This is a genomic window from Streptomyces sp. NPDC047081 (genome assembly GCF_040643775.1).
Taxonomy (GTDB): domain Bacteria; phylum Actinomycetota; class Actinomycetes; order Streptomycetales; family Streptomycetaceae; genus Streptomyces.
This window is the reverse complement of the sequence record NZ_JBEYUY010000010.1, coordinates 1-24915: the sequence shown is the minus strand read 5'-3', so window position 1 is coordinate 24915 and position 24915 is coordinate 1. Positions and strand designations below refer to the sequence as shown.

Annotated in this window: 26 protein-coding genes and 1 pseudogene; 15 read left to right on the top strand and 12 right to left on the bottom strand. The window is 70.8% G+C overall.

What is annotated here, in order from left to right:
* Positions 1 to 153: 153 nt before the first annotated feature.
* The 3 genes from ABZ848_RS20315 to ABZ848_RS20305 all read right to left on the bottom strand — a co-directional run bounded on the left by ABZ848_RS20315 (position 154) and on the right by ABZ848_RS20305 (position 3939).
* Positions 154 to 816 (bottom strand): HAD family hydrolase, encoded by a 663-nt coding sequence (locus tag ABZ848_RS20315; RefSeq protein WP_360834124.1) that lies wholly within the window; start codon positions 814 to 816, stop codon positions 154 to 156.
* A 63-nt stretch (positions 817 to 879) separates the two neighbouring features.
* Complete coding sequence (locus ABZ848_RS20310) at positions 880 to 2415, bottom strand: FAD-dependent oxidoreductase (protein WP_360833600.1); 1536 nt, start codon at positions 2413 to 2415, stop codon at positions 880 to 882.
* 51 nt (positions 2416 to 2466) lie between these two features.
* Positions 2467 to 3939 carry an aminotransferase class I/II-fold pyridoxal phosphate-dependent enzyme gene (locus tag ABZ848_RS20305; RefSeq protein WP_360833598.1) on the bottom strand — a complete coding sequence of 491 codons (1473 nt, stop codon included), beginning with the start codon at positions 3937 to 3939 and terminating at the stop codon, positions 2467 to 2469.
* Positions 3940 to 4155: 216 nt separating this feature from the next.
* Here ABZ848_RS20305 and ABZ848_RS20300 point away from each other — a divergent pair, with 216 nt between their 5' ends.
* Positions 4156 to 4602, top strand: a complete 447-nt coding sequence (locus ABZ848_RS20300; RefSeq protein WP_360833596.1) for a hypothetical protein — start codon at positions 4156 to 4158, stop codon at positions 4600 to 4602.
* Here ABZ848_RS20300 and ABZ848_RS20295 read toward each other — a convergent pair.
* Positions 4581 to 5321: an ANTAR domain-containing protein gene (locus tag ABZ848_RS20295; RefSeq protein ID WP_360833594.1), complete on the bottom strand. Its 741-nt coding sequence runs from the start codon at positions 5319 to 5321 to the stop codon at positions 4581 to 4583. The two genes, ABZ848_RS20300 and ABZ848_RS20295, sit on opposite strands and share 22 nt — an antisense overlap.
* A gap of 131 nt (positions 5322 to 5452) precedes the next feature.
* Here ABZ848_RS20295 and ABZ848_RS20290 point away from each other — a divergent pair, with 131 nt between their 5' ends.
* The 4 genes from ABZ848_RS20290 (at position 5453) to ABZ848_RS20275 (ending at position 8884) form a co-directional block, all read left to right on the top strand.
* Complete coding sequence (locus ABZ848_RS20290; RefSeq protein WP_360833592.1) at positions 5453 to 5803, top strand: helix-turn-helix domain-containing protein; 351 nt, start codon at positions 5453 to 5455, stop codon at positions 5801 to 5803.
* Positions 5804 to 5833: 30 nt separating this feature from the next.
* Positions 5834 to 6589, top strand: a complete 756-nt coding sequence (locus ABZ848_RS20285) for an IclR family transcriptional regulator (RefSeq protein ID WP_360833590.1) — start codon at positions 5834 to 5836, stop codon at positions 6587 to 6589.
* A 90-nt stretch (positions 6590 to 6679) separates the two neighbouring features.
* Positions 6680 to 7645 carry a PDR/VanB family oxidoreductase gene (locus tag ABZ848_RS20280; protein WP_360833588.1) on the top strand — a complete coding sequence of 322 codons (966 nt, stop codon included), beginning with the start codon at positions 6680 to 6682 and terminating at the stop codon, positions 7643 to 7645.
* Between the two features lie 24 nt (positions 7646 to 7669).
* A complete protein-coding gene (locus ABZ848_RS20275) occupies positions 7670 to 8884 on the top strand; it encodes a cytochrome P450 (RefSeq protein ID WP_360833586.1) in 1215 nt (404 codons plus the stop codon).
* 8 nt (positions 8885 to 8892) lie between these two features.
* Here ABZ848_RS20275 and ABZ848_RS20270 read toward each other — a convergent pair whose 3' ends face one another.
* Complete coding sequence (locus ABZ848_RS20270) at positions 8893 to 10089, bottom strand: FAD-dependent monooxygenase (RefSeq protein ID WP_360833584.1); 1197 nt, start codon at positions 10087 to 10089, stop codon at positions 8893 to 8895.
* A 146-nt stretch (positions 10090 to 10235) separates the two neighbouring features.
* On the bottom strand, positions 10236 to 11126 hold the full coding sequence (locus ABZ848_RS20265) for an AraC family transcriptional regulator (protein WP_360834122.1): 891 nt from the start codon (positions 11124 to 11126) through the stop codon (positions 10236 to 10238).
* A 139-nt stretch (positions 11127 to 11265) separates the two neighbouring features.
* Between ABZ848_RS20265 and ABZ848_RS20260 the strand changes: the two genes are divergently transcribed.
* The 4 genes from ABZ848_RS20260 to ABZ848_RS20245 all read left to right on the top strand — a co-directional run bounded on the left by ABZ848_RS20260 (position 11266) and on the right by ABZ848_RS20245 (position 14986).
* A complete protein-coding gene (locus ABZ848_RS20260) occupies positions 11266 to 12048 on the top strand; it encodes an MBL fold metallo-hydrolase (protein ID WP_360833582.1) in 783 nt (260 codons plus the stop codon).
* A 31-nt stretch (positions 12049 to 12079) separates the two neighbouring features.
* Positions 12080 to 12724: an NAD(P)H-binding protein gene (locus ABZ848_RS20255; RefSeq protein WP_360833580.1), complete on the top strand. Its 645-nt coding sequence runs from the start codon at positions 12080 to 12082 to the stop codon at positions 12722 to 12724.
* Between the two features lie 187 nt (positions 12725 to 12911).
* On the top strand, positions 12912 to 14585 hold the full coding sequence (gene ctaD / locus ABZ848_RS20250) for a cytochrome c oxidase subunit I (protein ID WP_360833578.1): 1674 nt from the start codon (positions 12912 to 12914) through the stop codon (positions 14583 to 14585).
* A complete protein-coding gene (locus ABZ848_RS20245) occupies positions 14582 to 14986 on the top strand; it encodes a cytochrome c oxidase subunit 4 (protein ID WP_360833576.1) in 405 nt (134 codons plus the stop codon). The genes ctaD and ABZ848_RS20245 overlap by 4 nt, the downstream gene beginning before the upstream one ends.
* Here the strand turns inward: ABZ848_RS20245 and ABZ848_RS20240 are convergent.
* Both ABZ848_RS20240 and ABZ848_RS20235 read right to left on the bottom strand, forming a co-directional pair.
* Complete coding sequence (locus ABZ848_RS20240; protein ID WP_360833575.1) at positions 14901 to 16430, bottom strand: ubiquinol-cytochrome c reductase cytochrome b subunit; 1530 nt, start codon at positions 16428 to 16430, stop codon at positions 14901 to 14903. The genes ABZ848_RS20245 and ABZ848_RS20240 overlap by 86 nt on opposite strands.
* Positions 16431 to 16585: 155 nt before the next feature.
* A complete protein-coding gene (locus ABZ848_RS20235) occupies positions 16586 to 17923 on the bottom strand; it encodes a PLP-dependent aminotransferase family protein (protein ID WP_360833573.1) in 1338 nt (445 codons plus the stop codon).
* 88 nt (positions 17924 to 18011) lie between these two features.
* Here ABZ848_RS20235 and ABZ848_RS20230 point away from each other — a divergent pair, with 88 nt between their 5' ends.
* The 4 genes from ABZ848_RS20230 (at position 18012) to ABZ848_RS20215 (ending at position 22200) form a co-directional block, all read left to right on the top strand.
* A complete protein-coding gene (locus ABZ848_RS20230; RefSeq protein WP_360833571.1) occupies positions 18012 to 18635 on the top strand; it encodes a DJ-1/PfpI family protein in 624 nt (207 codons plus the stop codon).
* Between the two features lie 145 nt (positions 18636 to 18780).
* Positions 18781 to 20040: an MFS transporter gene (locus ABZ848_RS20225; protein ID WP_360833569.1), complete on the top strand. Its 1260-nt coding sequence runs from the start codon at positions 18781 to 18783 to the stop codon at positions 20038 to 20040.
* Between the two features lie 118 nt (positions 20041 to 20158).
* Entirely contained in the window at positions 20159 to 20734 is a 576-nt protein-coding gene (locus tag ABZ848_RS20220) for a transcriptional regulator (RefSeq protein WP_360833567.1), read from the top strand.
* Positions 20735 to 20910: 176 nt separating this feature from the next.
* Positions 20911 to 22200 (top strand): alpha/beta hydrolase-fold protein, encoded by a 1290-nt coding sequence (locus ABZ848_RS20215; RefSeq protein ID WP_360833565.1) that lies wholly within the window; start codon positions 20911 to 20913, stop codon positions 22198 to 22200.
* A 24-nt stretch (positions 22201 to 22224) separates the two neighbouring features.
* On the opposite strand, the gene ABZ848_RS20210 is transcribed toward ABZ848_RS20215, so the two are convergent.
* A complete protein-coding gene (locus ABZ848_RS20210) occupies positions 22225 to 22680 on the bottom strand; it encodes a hypothetical protein (RefSeq protein WP_360833563.1) in 456 nt (151 codons plus the stop codon).
* Between the two features lie 182 nt (positions 22681 to 22862).
* On the opposite strand from ABZ848_RS20210, the gene ABZ848_RS20205 reads away from it, so the two are divergent.
* Complete coding sequence (locus tag ABZ848_RS20205) at positions 22863 to 23783, top strand: SGNH/GDSL hydrolase family protein (protein WP_360833561.1); 921 nt, start codon at positions 22863 to 22865, stop codon at positions 23781 to 23783.
* Positions 23784 to 23791: 8 nt separating this feature from the next.
* Here ABZ848_RS20205 and ABZ848_RS20200 read toward each other — a convergent pair whose 3' ends face one another.
* From ABZ848_RS20200 to ABZ848_RS20190, 3 genes are read right to left on the bottom strand one after another with little or no spacing between them, the layout of a single operon-like run.
* Entirely contained in the window at positions 23792 to 23920 is a 129-nt protein-coding gene (locus tag ABZ848_RS20200) for a hypothetical protein (protein ID WP_360833559.1), read from the bottom strand.
* On the bottom strand, positions 23917 to 24417 hold the full coding sequence (locus tag ABZ848_RS20195; protein ID WP_360833557.1) for a RidA family protein: 501 nt from the start codon (positions 24415 to 24417) through the stop codon (positions 23917 to 23919). Before ABZ848_RS20195 ends, ABZ848_RS20200 begins: the two co-directional genes overlap by 4 nt.
* On the bottom strand, positions 24414 to 24815 hold the full coding sequence (locus ABZ848_RS20190) for a hypothetical protein (protein ID WP_360833555.1): 402 nt from the start codon (positions 24813 to 24815) through the stop codon (positions 24414 to 24416). The genes ABZ848_RS20195 and ABZ848_RS20190 overlap by 4 nt, the downstream gene beginning before the upstream one ends.
* A gap of 17 nt (positions 24816 to 24832) precedes the next feature.
* Between ABZ848_RS20190 and ABZ848_RS20185 the strand changes: the two are divergent.
* Positions 24833 to 24915 (top strand): annotated as a pseudogene (locus ABZ848_RS20185) (GntR family transcriptional regulator); the annotation flags it as partial.

The following is a 24915-nucleotide window of genomic DNA, read 5'->3' as shown; positions in this document are numbered from 1 at the left end:
GGAGGGCTTGAGGGGAGTGGTCGATCACGGGTGCTCCGAGGGGGGAATCGGCGGCTGGGGGAGGGCCGGAAGAGGAACCGGCGGTGTCACACGGGTACCCCCAGGCAGCACACGTAACGACCGTCCATGACGTAGCCCGACCGGGGTCGCCGGTCACGAAAAGGGGCTCCGGGACAGCGAGGCGAGGAGGTCGGCGGGGTCGGCGAAGACGGCGTCGGCGCCCGCCTCTTCGAGGTCCGCGCGGGGAATGCCGCCGCACAGCAGTGCCACGCACCGCACCCCGGCCCGGCTGCCCGCGCGCATGTCCCACACGGTGTCGCCGACGAACACGGCACGCTCGGCCGGCACCCCGGCCAGCTCCAGCGCCCGCTCGACGGGCTCAGGGGCCGGTTTTCCCTCCTCGACGTCATCGGCGCTGGCGGTCGCCTTGATGGCCTCGTCGGCGTCGATCGCCCGCCGCAGCGCGGAGAGTTCGTCGCCGCTCGCCGACGTGGCCAGGACCACCGTCCAGCCGTCGTCGGCCAGCCGGCGCAACAGGGTTCCCGCGCCGGGCAGCGGCACCAGCCGCTCGAAGTACTGGCCGTACAGCACCTTGTGGGCGGTGCTGAGCTCTTCGACGTCATCGGCGGACAGATCCGCCTTGTCGCCGAGCAGATGGTCGATCAGATCCTCCGAGCCGAGTCCGACCGCCCGGTGGATGGCATGTGTGGGCACGTCGTGCCCGGCCCGGCGGAACGCCTCCCACCAGGTCACCACGTGCAGATGATTCGTGTCGACGAGGGTTCCGTCCACGTCGAACACGGCTGCCCGGTTCAGGCCGTCGTGCGCACGGCCACCCGCATCAGGCATGACGAGACTCCTTCCGTACGGTGCGATGACTCACGGCGCCTGGATGTCCCGCTTCTCCAGCGGCCGTACGGCGGGCCCCTGGAGGATCCGGCCGTCGGGGGCGAACCGCGAGCCGTGGCACGGGCACTCCCAGGCCTGCTCGGCGCGGTTGAAGGCGACGACACAGCCCAGGTGGGTGCACTGCGCGGAGACCGCCCGCAACTGCCCGCTCTCGTCGCGGTGCACGGCGCACCGGTGCCCGCCCAGACGGATCACGGCACCGTCGCCCGGCTGGATGTCCTCCGGCGCGGGCGGGGTCACGGCCGGCAGCCGGTCACCGACGAAGTGCCGGGCCACCTGGGCCTGGTGCTTGAGGAACGACGTCCCCTCGCGCAGCACGGACCCGACCCGGCGCGGATCGTACAGACCCGCCCACTCCACCTCGCGGCCCTCGACGAGGTCGCTGATCAGCCGGCCCGCCATGATGCCGCCGCTCAGCCCCCAGCCGCCGAAGCCGGTGGCCACATAGGTGTGCCGGCTGCCGGGGTGCAGCGCGCCGACGAGGGGAACGGAGTCGGTGGAGTCGTTGTCCTGCGTGGCCCAGCGGTGGGTGCGCGTCAGCCCCGCGAAGTGCTCGTCGGCCCAGGCGGCAAGCCGGTCGAACCGTTTTTCGACGTCGGCGGTGCCGGGCGTGAAGTGCTCACCGGTGACGATCAGCAGCCGCTTCCCGTCGCCGTACGGCGCGCTGCGCACGGACCGGGTGGAGTGCTCGGGCGTGATGTACATGCCGCGCGGCGCCCGGTCGGCGTCGATCGTGCCCGCCACGACCAGCTCCCGGCGCGGCGAGAGACGGGTGAAGAGCAGCGCGCGGTCGAAGACGGGATAGTGCGTGGCGATCACCACCACTCCCGCACGCACCGACACACCGGTGTCCGTGGACAGCACGCACGGCTCGGACTCGGTGAGGCCGGTGACCCGCGTGCCCTCGTAGACGGTCCCGCCGCGCCGGCGCAGATCCTCCGCGAGCGCGAGCAGATATTTACGGGGATGGAACTGGGCCTGCCCCTCCACCCGGACCGCCCCGGCGACCGGGAACGGGAGATCCGTCTCCGTGACGAACTCGGCCGTAAGCCCCGCCTCCCGTGCGGCGTCCGCCTCCGTCCGCAGCTCCGCGGTCCGCCCGGGATCGCGGGCGTAGGTGAAGGCCGCGGCCTCCTCCCACTCGCACTCGATCCCGAGGTCGGCGACGATCTCGGCGGCGCGAGCGATCGCGGCCGACTGCGACTCGGCGTACAGCCGGGCGCCCTCGGCCCCACGGCTGCGCCGCAGCCGCTCGTAAATAAGGGTGTGCTGCGCGGTGAGCTTGGCCGTGGTGTGCCCGGTGACCCCGGCGGCGATCCGGTCGGCCTCCAGCACGGCCACCTCACGGCCGCGCCGGGCCAGCTCCCACGCCGTACTGAGCCCGGCGATCCCGGCGCCGACCACCGCGACGTCCACGCTCACGTCCCCGGCGGGCGGTGGCGCGGGGACGCCGGGCGGCGCCGTCTCGAGCCAGTACGATCCCCCGAGGTCCCGGTCGTTGTTCATGACCGCCGGGTTCCCACCAGGCCGGATCGACACGCACGACCTGCGCCCGGGTCAGTCCTTCGCCACCACGCGGAACGTGTCGAGCCCGCTGTCGGCCGCGTCGGGAAGGTTCATGCCGGCCCGGACACCCGAGGTCAGATAACGCAGCACCGGCGCGGTCAGCCGTTCGCCGGGCAGGACCGCCGGGATGCCCGGGGGATACGGCGTGATCATCTCGCCGGCGATCCGGCCCTCGGCCTCCTTCACGGGCACGTCGGCGTGGTCGGCGAAGTACGCGTCCCGCGGCAGAGTGACCTGCGCCATCCGCAGCTCGGCCGGAGACGGCACGTCGACCCGCGGCGCGTCCCGCAACTCGTCCGCGTGCCCGGCCAGATCGCGCAGCGCGGACAGCAGCCGGGCCGCGGTGTCCTCGTCGTCGCCGTGGGTGAACTGGGCGCTGATACGGCGGTGGTCGAACAGGTGCATGTCCAGGTGGTGCCGCTCGCGCAGCCAGTCGGCGGCCGCGTAACCGGTGGTGCCCAGGTCGCCGATGTCCATGACGACCGGCAGGGGATCGAACTCGGCGGCAAGCCCGGGACCGCAGAAGTCGTCGGCGTCGTTGACGTGGAAACCGTCGATCTCCTCGATCCCGGCCCGTACGCGGTACGCCAACTGCAGTGCATGGTCGATGAGTTCGCGCCCGTGCTGGACCATCTGCCGGCGCCAGGCGTCGATCCCGGCGTACAGCAGCACGTTGGGGCTGGTGGTGCCGAGCAGGTCGGCGCGGGAGGAGAGCTCGGCCGGGTCGACGAGATCGCCCTGCAGATGGAAGACGGAGCCCTGCTCCAGACCGCTGCCCATCTTGTGGATGCTGGTCACGCAGACGTCGGCACCCGCGTCCATGGCCCAGGACGGCAGGCCGTCGTGGAAGGGCAGATGCGCTCCCCAGGCCTCGTCCACGATCAGCGGGCGGCCCCGGCGGTGGCAGACCTCGGCGATGCCGCCCAGGTCGGCCGCCGAACCGTACGGGGTCGGACTGGTGACGAGGGCGCCGTCGGCCTCCGGGTGCTCGCCGAAGGCCTTCTCGTAGGCCGCGGCCGACGGGGGATGGGCGAGATGGCGGCCGGCGTCCCACTCCGGTTCGACCCACACCGGCTCGACCCCGGACAGGATCAGACCGGCCACCACCGACTTGTGCGCGTCCCGCCCGACCAGCAGCCGGTGCCCGGGCCGTGTCACGGTCAGCATGGCCGCCTTGACGGACAGCGAACTGCCACAGGTCGAGAAGAAGGTGTGCTCCGCGTGCACGGCGTCGGCCATCAGCTCCTCGGCCCGCTCCAGCACCCGGCCGCGCGAAAGACGGTCGTCCAGGCCGCCGTTCGCCAGGACGTCACCCAGGAACACGGCGTCACCGAGAACCGCCCGGGCCCGTGGATCCGCGCCCCGCGCCTGCTTGTGCCCGGGCGGCGTGAAGCCCAGCTCACCGGCCTCCCGGTAGCGGGCGAGAGCGTCCAGTACGGGCACCTCGTCGTGGTTGAGAGCCATGGTCACGGAGTTCCCCCGACGGCCCGGCGCATGCGTGGGGCCGGTCCGGGTGGCCGGACCGCCGCCGGGTACCCGGCCCACGGCGTCCCCCGGAAGGGCTACTGGCCCGGCTCGCCGCAGCACCCCGCTCGGCCCGGATGCGGTCGGGAGGACCGGGGTCGGGACACCGCTGGATCATGTCTGCTGACCTTGCTCGCCGACGCGGAGGTGACGGTCGTGCCATCCGACCCCTCCGTACAGCCTCCCGGCGGCGCGGACCCCTCGGCGGCGGAGGTACGGCTGCGGGTCGTCGAGGCGCTCTCGGCCGCCGCCCGGGCGTCGACACCCAGCAGGCCCCGGAGGCACTGTGCCGGGCTTCTGCCGCTCGGTGTGGGCGGATCGCCGATCGGTACGCTGGACCTCTACCGCGACCGGCCCGGCGGCCTGTCCCGCAGCGAGCTCGCGATCGCGCTGTGGACGCGGGACGCGGTCACGTTCGCGGTGCTGAATCTGCGTCCCCGCCGCAAGGGCGGCGAACACGGGCCAGGAGACGAGGTAGCGCCTCGGCATCGACGCGACTCCGGGACGCCTGGCCACCCACGGCGACATCGAGGACGCGGTCCTACGGCTCCTCGGCTAGCCGCACCTTCGCCGGTGCGCCGCTACCAGCACGCCTGCGGCTGATACTCGCTCTCGCGGACGATCTCCGGACCGGCGTCGTCCGCGGGCCGCGCCTCGGGCCTGCCGGCCCTGGCGACGGCCGCCGTGAGCTGCTTCTGGACCGGGTCCGGCAGCGCGGCGCCGTGCACCGCGGTCACCACGTCCTTGGCCAGGCGGTGCAGTTTGGTGTTCGTGTTCTGGGATGCGGTGACCAGCACCTCCCACGCCTGCTCCGGGTCCAGGTTGAAGGACGCCATCAGGATCCCGCGGGCCAGGTCGATGTCCGGCCGGGTCCGCAGCGCCCGCCGGAGCTGGACGACCTCGGCCTGCAGCAGCCCGTCGTCCGTGAGCTCGGGGGGCTCGGCCGGCTCGGCCGTGAAGAGGTCATAGGTGTCCGTGAACCTCAACAGGCGTTCCGCGGCGGGACTCGCGGACGTGACGGCGACCGTCTTCTCCATTGCGAACGCGTCACGGCGAATGGCCAGCAGCACGTTCAGCGCGGAACAGTCCGCGAAGGACAGCCCGCCCAGATCCAGGTCCACCCCCGTCTCGGACCTGGCGAGAGCATCGCGCAGCGCGTGCCGAAGGCTCTGACTGTCGTCGAGGCAGAACTCACCGCTCACGGTGACGGCCACTCGGTCGCCGTCCGGCCCCGCCTTCACCACCAGATCCCTGAAGGGCTCAGACGTGCGCCCGGCGCGGTATCCGCTCGTGAACGGCTCCTCATAGGAACGTTCCGGCATGATCGCCTCTCGCTGAACACTCGAAGTAATCCCTCTTCCCAGACTCATACCCCCCTCAAGACACGTCAAGGCATACATGAATTTTCTTTCGCGTTTTGGTGTGCGCGAACGTGCGGTCGTAGGATTTGGTCATGGTGGGAGTCGATGGAGTACCCGAGCCGCACAACGGATGGACGTTCCTCACCAGCCACGCGCGTGTGTTGGCCAGCATCGCCGACAACCACAACGCCCGCATCCGTGACATCGCGGCGCGTTGCAGACTCACGGAGCGTGCGGTGCAGAAGATCATCGCGGACCTGGAGCGTGACGGCTATCTGTCCCACACCCGCAGTGGGCGGGCCAACAGCTACCGCATCGACCCGAGCAAGATCCTGCGTCATCCCGCCGAGGCCGGGCTGACCGTGGCGTCGCTGCTGTCGATGCTGGTGCGGGACGAGGCCGAACGCAAAGGTGTGGTCGGGCAGGTCCGGACCGAGTCCTGAGTGCGCGGCGACGACCGCGATGATGACAGGGTGAGGACACGCAACGGCGAGTCGGTGCTGACGAGGACCGTGCGCATCTTCGAGGCGTTCACCCCCGAGGAGCCGGCCATGACCGTCTCCCAACTCGCCCGCCGCACCGGACTGCACGTGGCGACCGCCTCCCGTCTGGTGGCCGAACTCGTCTCCCACGGCTTCCTGGCCCGCGACGCCGACCGCCGCATCCGGATCGGCACGCGCATGTGGGAACTGGCGACCCGGGCCTCACCCACCCTGTCCCTGCGCAACACGGCGATGCCCTTCATGGAGGGCGTCCACGACGTCGTCGGCCACCACGTCCAACTCGGCGTACTGGACGGCGACGAGGTGCTGTTCCTGGAGCGGCTCTCGGCACCCGGCGCGGTCATCAACTACACCCGCATCGCAGGCCGGCTGCCCCTGCACGCCTCCTCCAGCGGCCTGATCCTCCTCGCCCACGGCCCCGCCGACCTGCGCGAACGGCTCCTCGACGGCCCCCTGGAGCGCTTCACCACCGACACCCCGGCCACCGCCGCCCGGTTGCGGGCCGAACTGGCCGACATCCGCCGGCAGGGATACGCGCACTGCCCGGGTTACGTGCATCCCGACGCCCTCGGCATCGCGGCACCGGTGCGCGACGCCCGCGGTGACGTCGTGGCCGCGCTGGCGGTCATCGTCCCGAACGAGGAAGGCGCGTCATCCATCGTGCCGGTGGTCCGGACAGCGGCCCGGGGCATCTCGCGCGCACTGGGCGCGCCCCACCGCACCTGAACTCGCTCTCTCAATGAATGAGAAGCCCGTCGCGACAGCACGGCACGCCCCCGCATCCTGCCTGGCAGACCGGCGACGGGAGGCGACGACATGGCGATACCCGGGAATGCACCGCAGGCGGCGACCCTGACGGTCGCCGCCAAGCAACCCGTGGCCGAGGGCGTGGTGGCCCTCACTCTCACGCACCCGGACGGCACCCGTCTGCCGGACTGGACACCCGGCTCCCACATCGACCTCGTCCTGCCGACCGGCACCACCCGCCAGTACTCCCTGTGCGGCGACCGCTGGGACGCACACACCTACCGCATCGCCGTCCTGCGGGAACCCGAAGGCCGCGGCGGATCGGCTTACATACACGACGAGTTGAGGCCGGGCGACCGCGTCGGCATCAGCGCCCCGCGCAACCACTTCCCCCTCGCCCCCTCCGAGAAGTACCTCTTCATCGCGGGCGGCATCGGCATCACCCCACTGCTGCCGATGATCCACCAGGCCGAACTCCTGGGCCTTGACTGGCAGTTGCTCTACGGCGGCCGGACGCGCGCCTCGATGGCCTTCCGGGAACAGCTGACACAGTCGTACGGCGATCGTGTGCACGTCGTCCCGCAGGACGAGTCCGGCCTCCTGGACCTCGACGCCTGGCTGGGCACCCCGCGACCAGGCACCAAGGTGTACTGCTGCGGCCCCGCCCCGCTGCTCGCCGCCGTCGAATCGGCCTGCGCCGCCTGGCCGCCGTACTCCCTGCGGGTCGAGCGTTTCACCGCCGCGCTCCAGGCGCCGCCCGTACGGGACCTGCCCTTCGAGGTCGAGCTGCGCCGCACCGGACGCACCGTGACCGTCACCCCGGAGGTCTCGGTGCTGGAGGCGGTGCGCCGCGCGGGCGCCGACGTGCTGTCCTCCTGCGAGCAGGGCACCTGTGGGACCTGCCTGACACCGGTCCTGGAGGGGCGGCCGGACCACCGCGACTCCGTGCTCGCCGACCATGAACGCGCCGCGAACGACTGCATGTTCCTGTGCGTGTCGCGCTCCCGCGACGACCGCCTCGTCCTCGACCTGTGACGCCGCACGCCCCAAGGAGCCGCAATGACCGAGGCACTCGAGCGCCCCGTCGTACCACCCGTCAGCGACGCCGACCCCTTCGCCGCCGACGTCCTCCTGGAACCCGAGCCACTGCACCGGACCCTGCGGGAGGCGGGCCCGGTCGTCCGCCTCTCGCGTTACGACGTCCACGCGCTCGCCCGCTACGAGCACGTGCACGCGGCCCTGCTCGACTGGCAGCACTTCGAGTCGGGCTCGGGGGCGGGTCTCGCCAACTTCCGGCACGAGAAGCCGTGGCGCCCGCCGAGCCTGCTCCTGGAGGCCGACCCGCCCCTCCACGACGCACCATGCCGGGTACTGCGCGAGATCCTCGCACCGCCCGCCCTGCACCGCCTGCGCGCCGGCTGGCAGGCGGTGGCGGAGGAGATCGTCGACCAAGTCCTCTCCCAGGGCAGCGAGTTCGACGCCTTCCCCGCCCTCGCCGAGGCCTTCCCACTGCAGGCCTTCCCGGACGTGGTGGGCCTGGGCCCGGACGGCCGGGAGAACCTCCTGCCGTACGGCAACATGGTCTTCAACGCCTTCGGCCCGCGCAACGGCCTCGTGACCGCGGACGCCCCCCGACTCGCCGAGCTGTCGGCCTGGGTCAACGCCCAGTGCAGGCGTGAGGCGTTGAGCGAGGACGGTTTCGGCGCACAGATCTGGGCGGCGGCCGACCGCGGCGACCTGACACAGGAACAGGCGCCGCTGGTGGTCCGCTCCCTGCTCTCCGCGGGCTTCGACACCACCGTCCACGGCATCGCCGCCTGCCTGTACGCCCTCGCCACCCACCCCCAGGAGTGGCAACGGCTGCGGAAACGGCCGGAGTTGGCGCGGGTCGCCTTCGAGGAGGCGATCCGCTGGCAGTCGCCGGTGCAGACCTTCTTCCGCACCGCCACCACCGACGTCACGGTCGCCGGCACGCTCATCCCGGCCCACACGAAGATCCTCATGTTCCTCGGCGCGGCCAACCGCGACCCGGCCCGCTGGCCCGACCCCGACCGCTTCGACCTCACCCGAGACCCCTCCGGCCACGTCGGCTTCGGCATGGGCATCCACCAGTGCATCGGCCAGCACGTGGCCCGCCTGGAGGCCGAGACGCTCCTGACGGCCCTGGCCCGCCGGGTCGAGCACCTCGAACTCACCGGCCCACCGCGCCGCCACCCCAACAACACCCTGCGCTCCTGGACTTCGCTGCCGATGCGCGTCCGTCCGGCCGCCTGAACAGGCCGTCAGCTGCCCCCGAGCGCCTCCTCGGCGTCGTGGCCGTAGATCCAGCCGTTGCCCACCAGCGGATCGGAGGCGGCGAGCGCCGCGTCGCGGGCCTGCTGGTCGACCCCGTCGGGCAGGTGGTTGATGTCCCGGCGGGCGTGACTGAGGTGCTGAAGGCGGGCGGTGCGTTCGATACGGGCCAACTCGTAGCGTTTGAGGGCCGGTTCGGGTTCGTCCGGGGAGGCGGCCAGACAGCGGGCCAGTACGGCCGCGTCCTCGATGGACTGGGCGGCGCCCTGTGCGAAGAAGGGGAACATGGGGTGCGCGGCGTCGCCGAGGAGGGTGATCCGGCCCCGGCTCCAGTGCCGGAGCGGAGCCCGGTCGAGCAGCGCCCAGCGTCCGGGCGTGCCACCGGCCGCGATGAGGTCCCTCACCCGCGGGTCCCAGCCGGCGAACTCCGCGCCGAACTCCTCCGAGGTGGCCGTCGCGTTCCACGACTCGACCGTGTAGTCACCGGCCGGAGCGATGCCGACGACATTGACGGCGCTGCCGCCGGCGATCGGATAGTGCACGAAATGCCGACCGGGCCCGAGCCAGAGGGTCTGGGCCGGACGCAGGGCGAATTCGGGCGCGGCTCGGGCGGGGACGACGGCACGGAAGGCGCAGAGGCCGGAGTAGGTCGGCGGCGCGGGCTCGGCGACGGTGTTGCGGACGACGGAGTGCACGCCGTCGGCGCCGATCACGACGTCGGCCTCTACCGCGCCGCCATCGCCGAAGCGCAACAACGCCCCGTCCGGGCGGGCCTCGACGCCCGTGCACCGGGCGCCCAGGCGGACCCACGCACCGGGCACGGCCGACCTCAGCGTGTCGAGCAGATCGGCGCGATGAGTCACGTAGGTGCGCTCGCCGTACAACTTCTCGCACACCCCGCTCAGCCGCTCCACCGACAGCACACGCCCGTCCGCCCAGCGGCGGAACTCCCACCCCCACTCCAGCGCCACCGCCCGGCGCAGGAACCGGTCCATGAGGCCGAGCCGACGCAGCAGTCGTACGGCATTGGGAGCCATGATGATGCCGGCGCCGACCTCGGTGAGCGCGGCGGCCTGCTCATGGACGGTCGCGGTCAGACCGGCGCGGCGCAGGAAGGCGCCGACGGCCAGTCCGCCGATGCCGCCACCGACTATGGCGATGCGTGGGCCGTGCGCGGGGGGAGGCATGGGACCACATCCTCACAGGGCTTCGGCGACTCCGAAAGCGCCTGTGCCGGCGGGCAACGCAATGTGGCCGTCGTCCGTGAGGAGACGACGCCGGGCGTCGGCCGGCATCTTTGAGCCGGGGTGCGCTGAGCGAGGCGCGGGTCGGTTCACTGGTGGGCGCGGCGGAAGTCGCCGGGGGTGGTGCCGGTGTGGCGGGTGAAGAACTTGCCGAAGTTGGTGGGTTCGGAGAAGCCGAGGCCGCGGGCGATGACCGCGACGGGCTGGTCGCTGTGGGCGAGGAGGCGCTGCGCCTGGAGGGCGACCCGGGCGTCGATGACCTGTTTGACGGGCTGTCCGGTGGCGGCCAGGCAGGCCCGGGTGAGGGTCTTGACGGTGTAGCCGAGGCGGTGGGCGTAGTCCTCGGCGCGGCGGGTGGAGGCGTACGAGCGCTCCAGTTCGGCGCGGAAGCGGGCGTAGATCTCGCCGCCCGCGCCCGGGTCGCCGTGCTCGCCGGGGGAGGGCAGCCGGGCGATGTGCAACAGCAGCGTGGCGAGCAGGAGTTGGAGGATCTCCCGCGACACCGAGCCGTCCGGGCGGGTGAACTCGGCCCGCACCTGACTCACCAGCGTGGACACGGTGGCGTAGTCGCGGCCGGCGCCCAACTGCCGTGAGACGGGCCCGTACCACTCGTGCACCAGCCGGTCGGTGCTCGCCAGGTGCGGCGGGAAGGCGGGCGTGAACAGCACCAGGGTGCCGTTCATGGTGCCGGCGCGCCCGAAGCGCTGCACCTGGCCGGGCCGGATCCACAGCAGCGTGCCCGGGCGGCAGGGGTGGGTGACGAAGTCGACCGCGTGTTCTCCACTGCCCTCGGTGATCAGGACGACGGAGTGGAAGTCGACGCGGTGGACGCGCTCGAGACGTCCGTCGCTCATCCGGGAGTGCACCGTGGCCAGGTCGGTGACCTCGATGCCGGAGACGGGACTCGTGGGCGGATGGAAACCGAACCCGGGAATCGCGCCGTCACCCTCCACCGAGTGATCGGCCCGCGCCTGCGTCATCATCGTCACCAGCCTTTCCGCATGTCCGATTCCGACCATCACGGGTCTTCAGGGTATCTCGCCCGGAGACCGGTCCAGGCGTGACAGTGGGGGAGTGGACGGCGGACCGGATGCCGTCCGGACTGGAAGAAGGCGCATCATGAACGGAACTGTCACCGTCATCGACAAGGGAACGGTCCGCGTCCACAGCTACCTGGCGCCGGACGACAGTCTGAATGTCACCACCCAGCTGATCGAGACGCCGGCCCGGATCATCGCGGTCGACGGGCAGTACGCCCTCGGCTACGCCGACGAGGTCGTCGCCTACGCGCAGGGCCTGGGCAAGCCGATCGACCGGCTGATCGTCACCCACGCCCACCCCGACCACTTCAACGGCGCGAGCCGCTTCGGCGCCCCCGTCCACGCCCTGCCCGCGGTACGCGACCAGATCGCCGCCCACGGCGACAGCGGCGACCCGTCGGGTGCCGTCATCCCGGCCTCCGACTTCACCCCGACCGTCGAGATCACGCCGGGCACTGAGGTGATCGACGGCGTGCCGTTCGTCTTCCAGGCCCACTCCGGCGGGGAGGCCGCGGACCAGCTGGTCGTCGGACTGCCCGAGCAGGGCGTCCTGGTCGCCCAGGACCTCGTCTACCACGACATCCACCTGTTCCTGGGCAACAACGACATCGACGGCTGGCGCAAGGCCGTCGACGCCCTCGCCGTCGAGCAGTCGTACGACACCGTCCTGGCCGGGCACGGGCTGCCCGCCGGACCGGAGATCTACGCCGAGCTGCGTAGCTACCTGGCCGACGCGCGCGAACTGCTCGGCGACGACGGGGAGGCGTACAAGAAGGCGATCCTCGGGCGGTATCCGTCGTACGGCGGCGCGTTCCTGATCGACATCGCCAACCGGTTCCTCTTCGGCGCCCAGGAAGCCTGAACCCACCCACCGGACAAGGAGAACGCGAACGATGAGCAGGATCGTGGTGTTCGGGGCCGCCGGCAAGGCGGGCTCCCGTGTCGTCGCCGAGGCCGCCGCGCGCGGCCACGCCGTCACCGCCGTCGCCCGGGACGCGGCGCGGCTGGACGGACTCCCCGACGGCGTGCGTCCGGTGGTGGGTGATGTCACCGACCCCGACACAGTGGCGGCGCTCGCCAAGGACGCCGACGCCCTCGTGCTGACCGTCGGCGGCCCCGACGCCCGCCTCTACACCGATGCGGTGGACAGCGTCGCCGCCGCCGTACGCGCCCTGGGCCCGGCCAGCCCGCGCATCCTGCACATGGGCGGTGGCGCCAGTCTGCTGAACGCCGACGGGGTGCGCTTCTTCGACGCGCCCGGCTTCCCCGAGGAGTTCAAGCCGTACGCCGTCGGCCAGATCCGGGCGCTGGAGGCATATCTGGTCCTCGGTGACGACGTCACCTGGACGTACATCTCCCCGCCGCCCGTGCACTTCGCGCCCGGCGAGCGCACCGGCCGCTACCGCACCGCCCTGGACCATCCGGTTGTGGGCGAGGACGGCCAAGCCCGTATCTCCTACGAGGACTTCGCCGTGGCCCTCGTCGACGAGATCGAGCACCCACGGCACCTGGGCCACCGCTTCACGGTCGGACATTGAGGCGTGGCGGACCCGGTGTTCGGGCGGTTCACCGGTAGCGTCGCCGCGAAAGGGGTGAATCGTCCCATTCGGAGTGTCGGGCCCGTGCCGCGGTCGGCCGCGCCGGGCCCACCGGGGCGCCGGTTTCCCGCCCCGCGAGCAGGGCACTCGCGAGGCGCTCGCCGCTCCGGCACGGCTGAGGAGGACCATGACCGAAGTGTCACCACGCCTCGACGAGAGGCGTACGTCCTCCCCTGCCGGGACCTCGCTGAGCCGCACCCTGCTGGGCTGGCTCACGACGACCGACCACAAGGTCATCGGCCGCCTCTACATGGTCACCGCGTTCGGCTTCTTCCTCTTCGGCGGCCTGCTCGCACTCGGCATGCGCGCCGAACTGGCCCGCCCCGGGCTGCAGTTCATGAACCAGCACACCTACAACCAGCTCTTCACCATCCACGGCACGATCATGATGCTGCTGTTCGCGACGCCGATGTTCGCCGGGTTCGCGAACGCAGTGATGCCGTTGCAGATCGGCGCCCCGGACGTGGCGTTCCCCCGGCTCAACGCGCTGTCGTACTGGATGTACCTGTTCGGCGGCCTGATGGTCGTGTCGGGGTTCGTGGTGCCGGGCGGAGCTGCCGCCTTCGGCTGGTTCGCGTACGCCCCGCTCAACAGCGCCTACTTCTCGCCCGGCGCGGGCGCCGACCTGTGGGTGATGGGACTGGTCGTCACCGGCGTGTCGACCACCTTGGGCGCCGTCAACTTCATCACCACGATCCTGTGCCTGCGCGCCCCCGGCATGACGATGTTCCGGATGCCGATCTTCACCTGGAACACCCTGTTCACGTCGATCCTGGTGCTCCCCGCGTTCCCGGTCCTGACCGCGGCCCTGCTCGCCCTGGAGTGCGACCGCAAGTTCGGCTCGCACGTCTTCGACGCGGCCAACGGCGGCGCCCTGTTGTGGCAGCACCTGTTCTGGTTCTTCGGGCACCCGGAGGTCTACATCGTGGCGCTGCCGTTCTTCGGCATCGTCTCCGAGATCATCCCGGTCTTCTCGCGCAAGCCGCTCTTCGGCTACGTCCCCATGATCGGCGCGACGATCGCCATCACCATGCTGTCGGCGGTCGTATGGGCGCACCACATGTTCGCCACCGGAGCGGTCCTGCTGCCGTTCTTCTCCGTCATGTCGTTCCTGATCGCCGTCCCGACCGGGATCAAGTTCTTCGCGTGGATCGGCACGATGCACCGGGGCTCGCTCTCCTTCGAGACCCCCATGCTCTGGGCGGTCGGCTTCCTGGTGTCCTTCCTGCTGGGCGGCCTGAGCGGCGTGCTGATCGCCTCGCCGCCCCTCGACTTCCACGTCACCGACTCGTACTTCATCGTGGCGCACCTGCACTACGTGCTGTTCGGCACCGTCGTCTTCGCGATGTTCGCCGGGTTCTACTTCTGGTGGCCCAAGTTCACCGGGAAGGTGCTCGACGAGCGGCTGGGCAAGCTGCACTTCTGGCTGCTGTTCCCGGGATTCCAGCTGACCTTCCTGGTGCAGCACTGGCTCGGCGAGGAAGGAATGCCGCGCCGTTACGCCGACTACCTGCCCTCCGACGGCTTCACCCTCCTCAACACCCTCTCCTCCAGCGGTGCCTTCCTCCTCGGCATCTCCACCCTGCCGTTCCTGTACAACGTCTGGCGCACCGCCGCCAAGGGCACCCGCGTCACCGAGGACGACCCCTGGGGCTACGGCCGCGGCCTGGAATGGGCGACGGCCTGCCCGCCCCCGCGCCACAACTTCGTGGCACTGCCCCGGGTGCGCTCGGAGTCCCCGGCCTTCGACCTGCACCACCCCGACATCGCGCGGCAGGCGAAGAAGGAAGGACTGCGGTGAAGATCGAGGCACTGCTCTTCGGAGGCGTCGCCGTCTTCTTCGGCGGCGCCGCAGCGCTCTACGGCGTGTGGTCGAGGGACCCGGCCGGCACGGCGGCCCTCGTCGTGGCGTTCGCCATGGCCGCCCTCGTGTCGTTCTTCTGCGCGGTCCAGTACGTCCGCCGCGGCCGGCGCCCCCAGGACCGTACCGAGGCCGAAGTGGCCGACGCCGCCGGGCCGTTGGACTTCTTCCCGCCCCACAGCCCCTGGCCGGTCCTCACCGCCCTCGGCTTCGCCGTCGCCGCGACCGGCGTGGTGTTCGGGCTGTGGCTGTTCCTCATCGGCGTCGGGATTCTGGCGCGGAGCGTTCTGGGTCTGGTTTTCCAGTACGTGAACCGGGGCGCAGATCCGGAGCGGAGCTGACCGGCACGCGCGGAGCGCCGGGCCGGAAGTCCGTCACCGGGCGGTGGCCGCTCTCGTAACCGCCCGCCGGCGTCTGCCGCACCTCACCGGTCTCCTCACCCCCGCTCAACCGCTCCTGCTCCATGCGCAGCAGCGCGTGGCACAGCCCGCGGGTCAGCAGGAAAGCGACAACCGGCCCCACCACCAGGGCGATCCGCAGAATCCAGGTCAGGGTGTTCACCGAGATCCGGAAGCTCTGCGCGATGACGTCGTTCCCGCCGGCCAGCAGCAGCACACCGTAGAAGGTGATGCCCGCGACTCCCAGCCCGGTGCGCACCGGGCGCTCGCGGGGCCGGTCGCACAGGTGCTGCTCCTGCCGCCACTCCCCGGTCAGCCGCTGCTCGACGAAGGGGTAGGCGTACAGGACGGCGAACAGCAGGGCGGGCAGTACGACGGCAGGCAGCAGCACGTTCCACATCAGCGTGTGCCCCGCGAAGCTCGTCTCCCACGGCGGCACGAGCCGGAGCGCGCCCTCCAGGAAACCCACGTACCAGTCGGGCTGCGAACCCGTGGAGACCTGGTCGGGACGGTAGGGGCCGTACACCCACACCGGATTGATCTGCGCCACGCCGGCGAGGAAGGCCAGCACACCGAAGACGGTCAACGACAGGCCGATGGAGGAGGCCATGAACTGCGGGAAGAGCGGCTTGCCCACCGCGTTCGCGTTGGTGCGGCCGGGACCGCGCCACTGCGTGTGCTTGAGATAGAACACCAGGATCAGATGGACCGTCACGAGCGCCACCAGGACTCCCGGCAGCAGCAGGATGTGCATCGCGTACAGGCGCGGAACGATGTCGTGGGCGGGGAACTGGCCGCCGAACACGAACATGGCGACATACGTCCCCACCACCGGGATCGACAGCATGATGCCCTGGGCGATCCGCAGCCCGGTCCCGGAGAGCAGGTCGTCGGGCAGCGAGTACCCGGCGAAACCCTCTGCCAGGGCGATCACGAACAGCGTGACGCCGATGACCCAGTTCATCTCGCGCGGCCTGCGGAAGGCGCCGGTGAAGAAGATCCGCAGCAGGTGCAGCCCGATCGCGCCGATGAACACCAGCGCGGCCCAGTGGTGCAACTGCCGGATGAGCAGCCCGCCGCGCACGTCGAAGCTGATGTGCAGGGTCGAGTCGAAGGCCTCCGACATCCGCACCCCGTGCAGCGGCGCGTAACCGCCGTCGTAGACGACCTCGCGCATCTCGGGCTTGAAGAAGAGGGTCAGCCAGACGCCCGTCAGCAGGAGTACGACGAGGCTGTAGAGAGCCAGCTCACCGAGCAGGAACGACCAGTGGTCCGGGAAGGCCTTCCGCAGCAACTGCCCGCCTCCGTCGTGGACCGGCAGCCGCCCGTCCACGGCGTTCACGAACCGCTCGCCGGGCCGGGGGCGTTCGCCCGGCACACTCCCCATGGACCCGCCTCCTCTGCTCACCCGCACGGCTGCACTCTGGTCATGCCTTGCCAGAGGTACGCGGCGCCGGGTACCCCACCCCGGCGAAACACTCGCGCGACAACCGTCAAACACCCGATCAGCAGAGGGGGAGCCGACGGTGTCGAGCGCCGAGCTCAGGCGCAGGCGTCCTGGAGGGCGACGCGCCGCACGGTGCGCAGCGTCGAGCGGAGACTGTCCGGATCGGTCGAGCCGAGAGCGAGGCGGAGCGCCTGCGGTGTGTGCTTCGTGGTGGTGAAGGGCTCCGCCGTACTGACGGAGATGTGCTGACGCGCGAGGGTGGCGGTCAGGCGGTCGGCGCGTGCGTCGTCGGGCAGCGGCAGCCAGGTGAAGTAGGAGGCGGGGTGACCGACGAGCGGCAGGCCTTCCAATTCCTGCCGGGCGAGTGCCTGTCGGGCCTTGGCGTCGTCTCGTTTCCGCGCTTCCAGACGGTCCACCGTCCCGTCGTCGAGCCAGCGGCAGGCGATCGCGGTGGTGAGGGCCGGGGCGTTCCAGGTGGTCGCCCGGATCGCGCGTTCGAGCGAGGGCACCCTGGACGGTGGCGCGACGACGAAGCCGACCCGCAGACCGGTGGCGACGCTCTTGGACAGCCCCGAGACGTAGACGGTGATGTCCGGCGCGGTCGCCGCCAGCGGCGGGGGAGGGGCCTCGACCAGGTAGGCGTATGCGGCATCCTCGACGATGAGCGCACCGCATCGCCGCGCGATCTCGATCAGACGGAGGCGGTCGGCCGCCGGCATGACCCAGCCCAGCGGGTTGTGCAGGGTGGGCATGGTGTGGATCGCGTGTACCGGGCGGGTCGCGCACAGCTTCTCCAGGGCGTCGAGATCGGGCCCTTCGGCGGTTACGGGGATGGGCTCCAGGTCGAGATGAAAGGCGTGCGCGAGCACCTTGAACCCCGGGTAGGTGAGTGCGTCGACCGCGACGACGTCCCCCGCTTTGAGCGCGGCCATGACGGTGACGGCGAGCCCGTGCTGCGCCCCGTTGACGACGAGGACCTGGTCCGCGTCGGCGGTGATCCCTCGACGCATGAGGTGCCGTGCGATGGAGGCTCTGTCCTGGGGGCGTCCTCGATGGGGCTGATAGCGCAGCAGGGAGTCGATCTCACCGGAGGTGGCCACCTCGCGCAGGGCCTGCCGCAGCAGATCGGCCTGGTCGGGCAGCGCCGGGTAGTTGAAGTTGAGGTCGACCACATCGCTGGCGGCGATCTGCTGGTCGATGCCGTGACCGGCGGGCACCGCGATGTCCCGCACGAACGTGCCGCGGCCCTGTTCCCGGCTCACCAGGCCCATCGCCTCCAGTTCGGCGTAGACCCGGGTGGCGGTGACGAGGGCGATGCCCTCACGGGCGGCGAGCCCGCGGTGGGTCGGCAGCCGCGTCCCCGGGGCGAGCCGGCCCGACCGGATGTCGGAGGCGAGCGCGTCGACCAGCGTCTTGTACCGCGGGGCAGCCATGCACCGGATTGTATCCATGACAATTCTTTGACTGTCCTGCTCATGGGTCCTTACCGTCGAGCTCCACCCACCCGGAAGGACAGCCGCCGTGCACATCGCCATCCTCACCTTCGAGGGCTGCAACGAGCTCGACTCCCTGATCGCCCTCGGCGTCCTCAACCGCGTCAGGACCGACGACTGGCGTGTGACCATCGCCACCCCCACCGCCAAGGTGACCTCGATGAACGGCGTGGTCATCGAGCAGATGTCCACGCCGGAGGAGGCCTGCGCCGCCGACGCCGTCATCATCGGCAGCGGTATCGCCACGCGCGAGGTCGTCGAAGACCCCGCGATCATGAACGTCTTGCGCGGCCTCGACCCCGCGCGCCAGCTCATCGCCGCCCAGTGCTCGGGCGCGCTCGTAATGGCCAGGCTCGGCCTGCTCAACGGCATTCCCGCCTGTACCGACCTGACCACCAAGCCCTGGGTCGTCGCCGCCGGCGTCGAGGTCCTCAACCAGCCCTTCTACGCCAACGAGAACATCGCCACCGCAGGCGGCTGCCTCGCCTCCCACTACCTCGCCGCGTGGATCATCGCCCGCCTGGTCGGCAAGGAGGCCGCCGAGAGCGCGCTGCACTATGTCGCGCCGGTCGGTGAGAAGGAGGAGTACATCGAGCGCGCGTGGCGCAACATCACGCCGTACCTGCCGGCTCCGACGCCGGTGCTTGCCTGAAACAGGCAGTCGCAAGCAGCGTCCGGGACAGTAGCCAGTCTGTACAACGCTCGGCCGTCACCGCTACGTTGACGTCCTGAATCGGGCTCGTCGACGCGTTGGTGGCTGGGTGGCGCGTCTCCTCGACGTGTCCGATGGAGACCTCGTGTCCTACCGCTCCCTGTTGAGGGCTGCCGGCGCCGGCTTCTTCCCTCTGGGACTGCTCGCCCGCCTGCCGTACGCGACTTCAGCCCTCTCCACACTCATCCTGCTCCAGGCCTCGACCCACAGCTATGCCTTCGCCGGACTCGCCGCCGCGACCCAGAGCATCGCCATCGCCCTCGGCGGGCCGTTGGTCGGAGTCCTGGCCGACCGCTACGGCCACCGGCGGGTGGGCGTGGTCGCAGCGATCGCCAACTTCGCAGCCTGGGCCGCCCTGCTGGCCGCGAGCCTCGGCAGCGGCCGGGACAGCATGTTCGTCGCGTCCGCCCTCGTGGGCGTGACGCAGCCCCAGGTCGGCCCCCTCGTACGCGTGCACTGGTCACGCCTGTTGCAGTCCCGCGGCGAGCGCCGGCTGCTCCCGACAGCCCTGTCCTACGAGGCGTCCGCCGACGAGCTGAGCTTCGTCGCCGGTCCGGTGTTCGTCGGGCTGCTCGCTTCCCTGAGCCCGCTGGCGCCCACCATCGCGACCATGGCGGTGATCGTGGCAACCACCTTGCCCTTCGCCGTGATCTACGCCCATCCCGCTTCCGACCAGCAGCCGACCGCGCCGCACGACAAGCCGCGCCTGCCGGGTCGCCCTCTAACCGTCATGTTCCTGGCCATGGCCGCAATGGGGGTGGTCTTCGGGGCGGTCCAGACGGCCGTCACCGTCTACGCCGACACGATCGACAAACCGGGCGCCGCAGGCCTGATCTACGCCGAATTCGGCATCGGCAGCGCCCTGACCGGTGTCGCCTGCGCGTGGCTCCCGCGGCAGTTCTCCTTGCGCGCCCGCTACCTTTCCTTCGCGGCGACTCTTTGCGCGGGCACGCTCTTCCTGTTCATCGGAGCCCAACTCATCTCCCTGCCCGCCGCGGTCGCCGCCGCGAGCCTGACCGTCGCGCCCTACATGATCAGCCTGTACGCGCTCACCGAACGCCTCGCTCCGACGGAACGCGCCGCCGTCGCCATGACCGTCCTGTGCGCCGGTGGTCCCCTCGGCGTGGCTGTCGGACAGGCCGTGTCCGGCAGTCTCGCGGAAAGCCACGGCGTGGAAGGCGCCCTCCTGGTCGCTGTCACCGCCGCAGCGGGAGCCCTCCTGCTCGCACTCTCGACAGTCCTGGCCGACCGGCAGCGCAACATCTGGATCGTCGACACCATTGCGCAGTCACGATATTCGGCGTCACCCGATGAGAGCATCCACAATGGAACTGAAAAGCCGTGAGAATACCGGAAGTTGACGAGCTGTACGGTCAATCAAAGCCGCGAAATGCGGTATGATTGGCCTGTATTGAATAGCCGCGCATGCGGGCTCGCTGCTTATTCGGAACGAGGAGACCAGGGTGCCGGAGAGGAATATCGATTTCGGCAGTTTCGGGGCCCGCGGCATCAAAGGGCACGAAGCCGTGGCCCGCCGGCTCGACGCACTCGCCGGATTCATCGCCACCCCCATCACCCAGCACCGCGGCCTGCTGGCACGCCTGCACTACCTCACGCGCAGCGACCACGCCCGGCAGGCGGCCCGGGACGCCGGCCTCGCGGTCACCGACCGCACCCTGAAGGCCTGGCTCGACGGCAGGCGCAGCCCGTCCAAGAAGAATCTGCAGGCCATCGAGACCGCCTACCGCACGGTGCGGCGCCACAACGTCGCGCGGTACCTCCTCGCCCGCCTCAACCGCGAAGGCCGCGGCACCCGCGTCGAGTTCCACCCGCTCAACCAGAGCCAGGTACCCAGGCCCCGCCAGCGCGTCATCGAATACCGCACCCTCAACGTCCGCCACTGGGACCGCATCGTCGAGGCCTGGGCCGCGGGCGACGACTCGGCGCTCGACGACGCCTGGGTCAACGACGTGACCATGGACCTCGGCAGCCAGTGGGGCGAGTACGAGTACGTCACCACCATCGGGTTCGCCGCCTAGACCCGCGCAGCCGTGCACGCACTCGTCGACCGGCCCTGAGGCCGGGGCGGGTGGCGGCCGACCACCATTTGGCCCTCGTCTTTGTACCTTTTGCGTTCTTTGGGGAACGTAGAAGAGTCAGTAGCCCTCCTTCTGGACGAAGGAGACCGCGCCGACAGGCAAACGGGGATCGTGGTATGGGTCTGACGAGCGAGACGACCGTCTGTGTGACGGCAGTCCTGGCCGCCGTATGTGTGGGGCTGCTGGTGTGGCTGTGGCCGCGGTTCGCCGCGAAGGGGCTGCGGCAGGTGCTGGGACGGCTGGCGGCCATCGGGGTGACCCAGGTGGTGATCGTCGCGGCGTTCGCGTGCTGGCTCAACTCGTCGTACCAGTTCTTCGGATCGTGGGGCGAGCTCTTCGGCCACGTCGAGACCGCACCCGTCGGCGTCACCCGGGCAGGCGCCGGCAACGACGACGACACCGCCAACGGTGTGGCGGTCAAGGGGGCGCTGGTGCAGCCCGGTTCCGACGAGCAGCTCAGCCGGGTCAGCGGACTGCCCTCCGGGCCCGCGTCGGTGAACGGGCGCGTGGAGTCCGTGAAGGTCATCGGCCGGCGCACGGGCGTGATCGACCCGGCCTTCGTGTACCTGCCGCCGCAGTACTTCCAGAAGGCCTATCACCGGCAGCGTTTCCCGGTGATCGTCGCGCTCAGCGGCTACCCGGGCAGCATCTTCAACCTCGCGCAGTATCTGCGGGTGTCACAGATCGCCGGACAGCTGCAGAAGAGCGGCCGGATGCAGCCCACCGTGATGGTGATGATCCGGCCGACCATCGCCCCGCCCCGCGACACCGAGTGCGTGAACGTCCCGGGCGGCCCGCAGACCGAGACCTTCCTCGCCAAGGACCTGCCCGACGCCCTGAAGTCCGCCTACCGGGTCGGCCATGACGCCAGCGCCTGGGGCGTCATGGGCTACTCGTCGGGCGCCAGCTGCGCCCTGCAGCTCACGATGCGCAACCCGCACGTCTACACGACGGCCGGCGCCCTCTCTCCCGACTACCGCGTCAAGGACGACCCGACGACCGGCAACCTCTTCGGCAGCGGACTGGGCCGCGTCAACCGCGTCAACGGCCACGACCTGATGTGGCGGCTCAAGCACCTGCCCGCCCCGCAGGTGTCCGTCCTGGTCGCCGAGAGCAAGCACGGCGAGCGCGGCTACCCGCAGACCCAGGCGTTCATCAGGGCCGTCCGCGCACCCATGCGCGTCGTTTCGATCCTGCCCGAGCACGGCAGCCACAACTTCCCGACCTGGGTACGGGAGATGCCCGCGACCCTGAAGTGGATGAACCAGCAGCTGACGTTCCCGCAGGACATCGTTCCCCGCCCCCACAAGAAGGGCACGGTCGAAGCCGCCCGCCCCAAGCCCGACCACGGCACCCTGCGCGCCGAGGGCACGGAGCCCGCTCCCACCGCCACACGGCACAAGTGACGGCCGCTTGCTGCCTGGGCCGCGTCACTTCTCCGGCGGCGGAGCGAGCAGCATGGGCCACTCGTCGTCCGACGCGAGCAGTTCGTCGAGCGTCGCGTCGGGGCCCGCGGTGAAGACGGCGGTCGGTTCCGCCAGGTGTGAGGTGAGGGCCGGGTCGGCGGACGCGCGGACCTCCAGCACCAGCACGGCCCGCGGGTCCACGGACGACCGGCCGGGGAAGTCCGCGGGGTCCACGCCGACCTGACGCAATGCCACGGGGTGTACGGCGATGCCGACCACGAGGTGACCGGCCTCGGCCGACTTCTCGGCCCAGCCGTCGGTGCGGACCAGGTAGAACGCGCCGTCGCCCTCGTAGCAGTAGGAGCCCAGCGCGGCGACGGCACGTTCCCCGGGCGTGCCCTCGGCGTCGACGACGAGGACGGCGTAGGCCGTCTCGGGAGCGTCGGGGTCCATGCCGGAGCGCAGGTACAGGCGGGCCATGGGACGGAGCCTCCGGAGCGATCTGGAGCGGCGGGGGGAGAAGTGCAGTACAGCACATGAAAACTGGTCGGCGTACGACCCTGGTCCACGGGCACTACTGGCCGGTATACAAGCTCAGTTGAACGGGGTACGGCCGCACGCGGGTCGAGCCCTGCCATGACGGCTCGGACCAGGAGGCCTCCATGAGACATGTGACGGATCCGGCTGCACCGGCGCCGACGCGCCGACGGGCAAGGACAGTTGCGGCCGCGGTCAGTGGCTGTGCGCTGGTCCTGGCCGCCGGGACACCCGCGGCGGCGCACTCGAACGGCGGACACGGCGACCGGAACACCGAGTACGTGGCCCTCGGTGACTCCTACACCTCGGGCCCCCTGATCCCGACCCAGGTGGACGCGAACTGCGCCCGCTCCGACCACAACTACCCGTCCCTGGTGGCGGAGGAGCGAAGAACAACCGTCTTCGTCGACATGAGCTGCGGCGGCGCGACCACCGAGGAGATGTGGAAGCCCCAGGGCACCAACGGACCCCAACTGGACGCCGTGGACCGGGACACCGACCTGGTGACGGTGCAGATCGGCGGCAACGACATCGGATTCGGCACCATCATCGGCACCTGCGCCCAGCTTGCCGCCAAGGACCTGGCGGGCAACCCCTGCCAGCAGTACTACACCTCGTCCGGCGTCGACCAGTTGGCGCTGACGATCCTCAAGACAGCACCGAAGATCACCAAGGTGCTCAAGGACGTGCACGAAAGGTCACCGCACGCGCGCGTGCTGGTCGTCGGATACCCGGACCTCCTACCCGACGACGGCAGCGGCTGCTACCCCTCGGTGCCCTTCGCCGCCAAGGACTTCCCCTACCTGCGCGACACCGAGAAGCGCCTGAACCTGATGCTCCGCCTGACGGCCGCGCTCAACCACGTCGAGTACGTCGACACCTACGGCCCCACACGCGGCCACGACATGTGCAAAGCGCCCGCGGACCGCTGGATCGAGCCCCTCCAGCCGGCCTCACCGGCGGCTCCGGCCCACCCCAACGCGAAGGGGGAGGCGGCCATGGCGGAGGCCGTAATGGCGAAGTTGGAGGCAGGCCGCGGGCACTGACGCTCCGGTCACGAGAGGAACTTGCCCGCCAGGAGGCGGGCAAGGGCCCAGTCCTGTGCGGCGACGTAGTGTGGGAAGAGCCCGACGACGAGCACTCGACGACTGACCCGGTGATCCGGCGACCTGGTGGAGGTCATGTCTCCGTGTCCGCTTCCACCGTGAGCCAGATCTCGAAGCAGTTGCGGCGGGCCAGTTGCATCACCCCGATCGCGGCCCGGCCGCCCACGCCCGCCTCCGTGCCGAAGACCTCGACGAGGAGGTCGGTGGCGGCGCCCGCGACCAGGTGGACCTCCTCGAACTCCGCGGTGCAGACCACGAAACACAGGGCGCGGACCACGGACGTCACCCGGTCCAGGGAACCGAGGGCCAGGCGGATGCCGCCCAGGGCGTTGACGGCGGCGGCGCGGGCCGCCGCCTGGCCCTGGGCGAGCGTGACGTCGTCGCCCAGCCTGCCGGGGTGCAGGATGACACCCGCCCGGTCCTCCGGGGTGAATCCGCTGAGGAAGACGAGACGGCCGCTGCGGTGGAACGCCTTCACGGTGCCGTACCGCCCGCCGTACGGAGGGTTGCCGTAGTCGGGGACGGCGAGGCCCAGCCGGGCGGCGCGTGCTTCGGGGGTGTCGGCGGGGCTCACGGGCGGTCCAGGAGCCGGCGGGGGCCGTCCACCAGCAGGGTGTCCAGCAGCCGTTGGTCCACTCCGCGGCCGCGCAGGGCCGGGACGATCCGGCGCAGCAGGTGGTCGTAGCCCATGCCGCCCCAGCGGCGCAGCTGGGTCTTGGTCCACACCGAACAGCCCAGCACCATACGGTCGGCGAAGCCGTCGGCGAGGAACTCCTCGACGGCGTCCAGGCGTTCGGCGTCGGTGGGGTCCTTGTAGCCGTCGCGGTAGTAGGCCTCGTTGCCGAAGCACCACTCCAACGTCGCCCCGGCGGCGGCGAGTTCACGCAGGTACGGGCCGTCGATGTACTCGTCCACGTTGCACAGCACGACCCGCTCGGGCGGCAGCCCGGCCGCGGTCAGCAGCTCCAGCACCTCGACTCGCGGACGAGTTCGGGGTGTCCCGTGAGACCGTGCAGCGGGTGCTTGCCGAGCTGAAGAGCGAAGGGTGGGTCGAGTCCCGTCAGGGCAGCGG

Coding starts and splice junctions, on each gene's coding strand:
- ABZ848_RS20310 (WP_360833600.1), bottom strand. CDS start 2,415: ATGAACAACGACCGGGACCTCGGGGGATCGTACTGGCTCGAGACGGCG.
- ABZ848_RS20305 (WP_360833598.1), bottom strand. CDS start 3,939: ATGGCTCTCAACCACGACGAGGTGCCCGTACTGGACGCTCTCGCCCGC.
- ABZ848_RS20295 (WP_360833594.1), bottom strand. CDS start 5,321: ATGCCGGAACGTTCCTATGAGGAGCCGTTCACGAGCGGATACCGCGCC.
- ABZ848_RS20290 (WP_360833592.1), top strand. CDS start 5,453: ATGGTGGGAGTCGATGGAGTACCCGAGCCGCACAACGGATGGACGTTC.
- ABZ848_RS20280 (WP_360833588.1), top strand. CDS start 6,680: ATGGCGATACCCGGGAATGCACCGCAGGCGGCGACCCTGACGGTCGCC.
- ABZ848_RS20275 (WP_360833586.1), top strand. CDS start 7,670: ATGACCGAGGCACTCGAGCGCCCCGTCGTACCACCCGTCAGCGACGCC.
- ABZ848_RS20270 (WP_360833584.1), bottom strand. CDS start 10,089: ATGCCTCCCCCCGCGCACGGCCCACGCATCGCCATAGTCGGTGGCGGC.
- ABZ848_RS20265 (WP_360834122.1), bottom strand. CDS start 11,126: ATGACGCAGGCGCGGGCCGATCACTCGGTGGAGGGTGACGGCGCGATT.
- ABZ848_RS20260 (WP_360833582.1), top strand. CDS start 11,266: ATGAACGGAACTGTCACCGTCATCGACAAGGGAACGGTCCGCGTCCAC.
- ABZ848_RS20255 (WP_360833580.1), top strand. CDS start 12,080: ATGAGCAGGATCGTGGTGTTCGGGGCCGCCGGCAAGGCGGGCTCCCGT.
- ctaD (WP_360833578.1), top strand. CDS start 12,912: ATGACCGAAGTGTCACCACGCCTCGACGAGAGGCGTACGTCCTCCCCT.
- ABZ848_RS20240 (WP_360833575.1), bottom strand. CDS start 16,430: ATGGGGAGTGTGCCGGGCGAACGCCCCCGGCCCGGCGAGCGGTTCGTG.
- ABZ848_RS20235 (WP_360833573.1), bottom strand. CDS start 17,923: ATGGCTGCCCCGCGGTACAAGACGCTGGTCGACGCGCTCGCCTCCGAC.
- ABZ848_RS20215 (WP_360833565.1), top strand. CDS start 20,911: ATGGGTCTGACGAGCGAGACGACCGTCTGTGTGACGGCAGTCCTGGCC.
- ABZ848_RS20210 (WP_360833563.1), bottom strand. CDS start 22,680: ATGGCCCGCCTGTACCTGCGCTCCGGCATGGACCCCGACGCTCCCGAG.
- ABZ848_RS20205 (WP_360833561.1), top strand. CDS start 22,863: ATGAGACATGTGACGGATCCGGCTGCACCGGCGCCGACGCGCCGACGG.
- ABZ848_RS20200 (WP_360833559.1), bottom strand. CDS start 23,920: ATGACCTCCACCAGGTCGCCGGATCACCGGGTCAGTCGTCGAGTGCTC.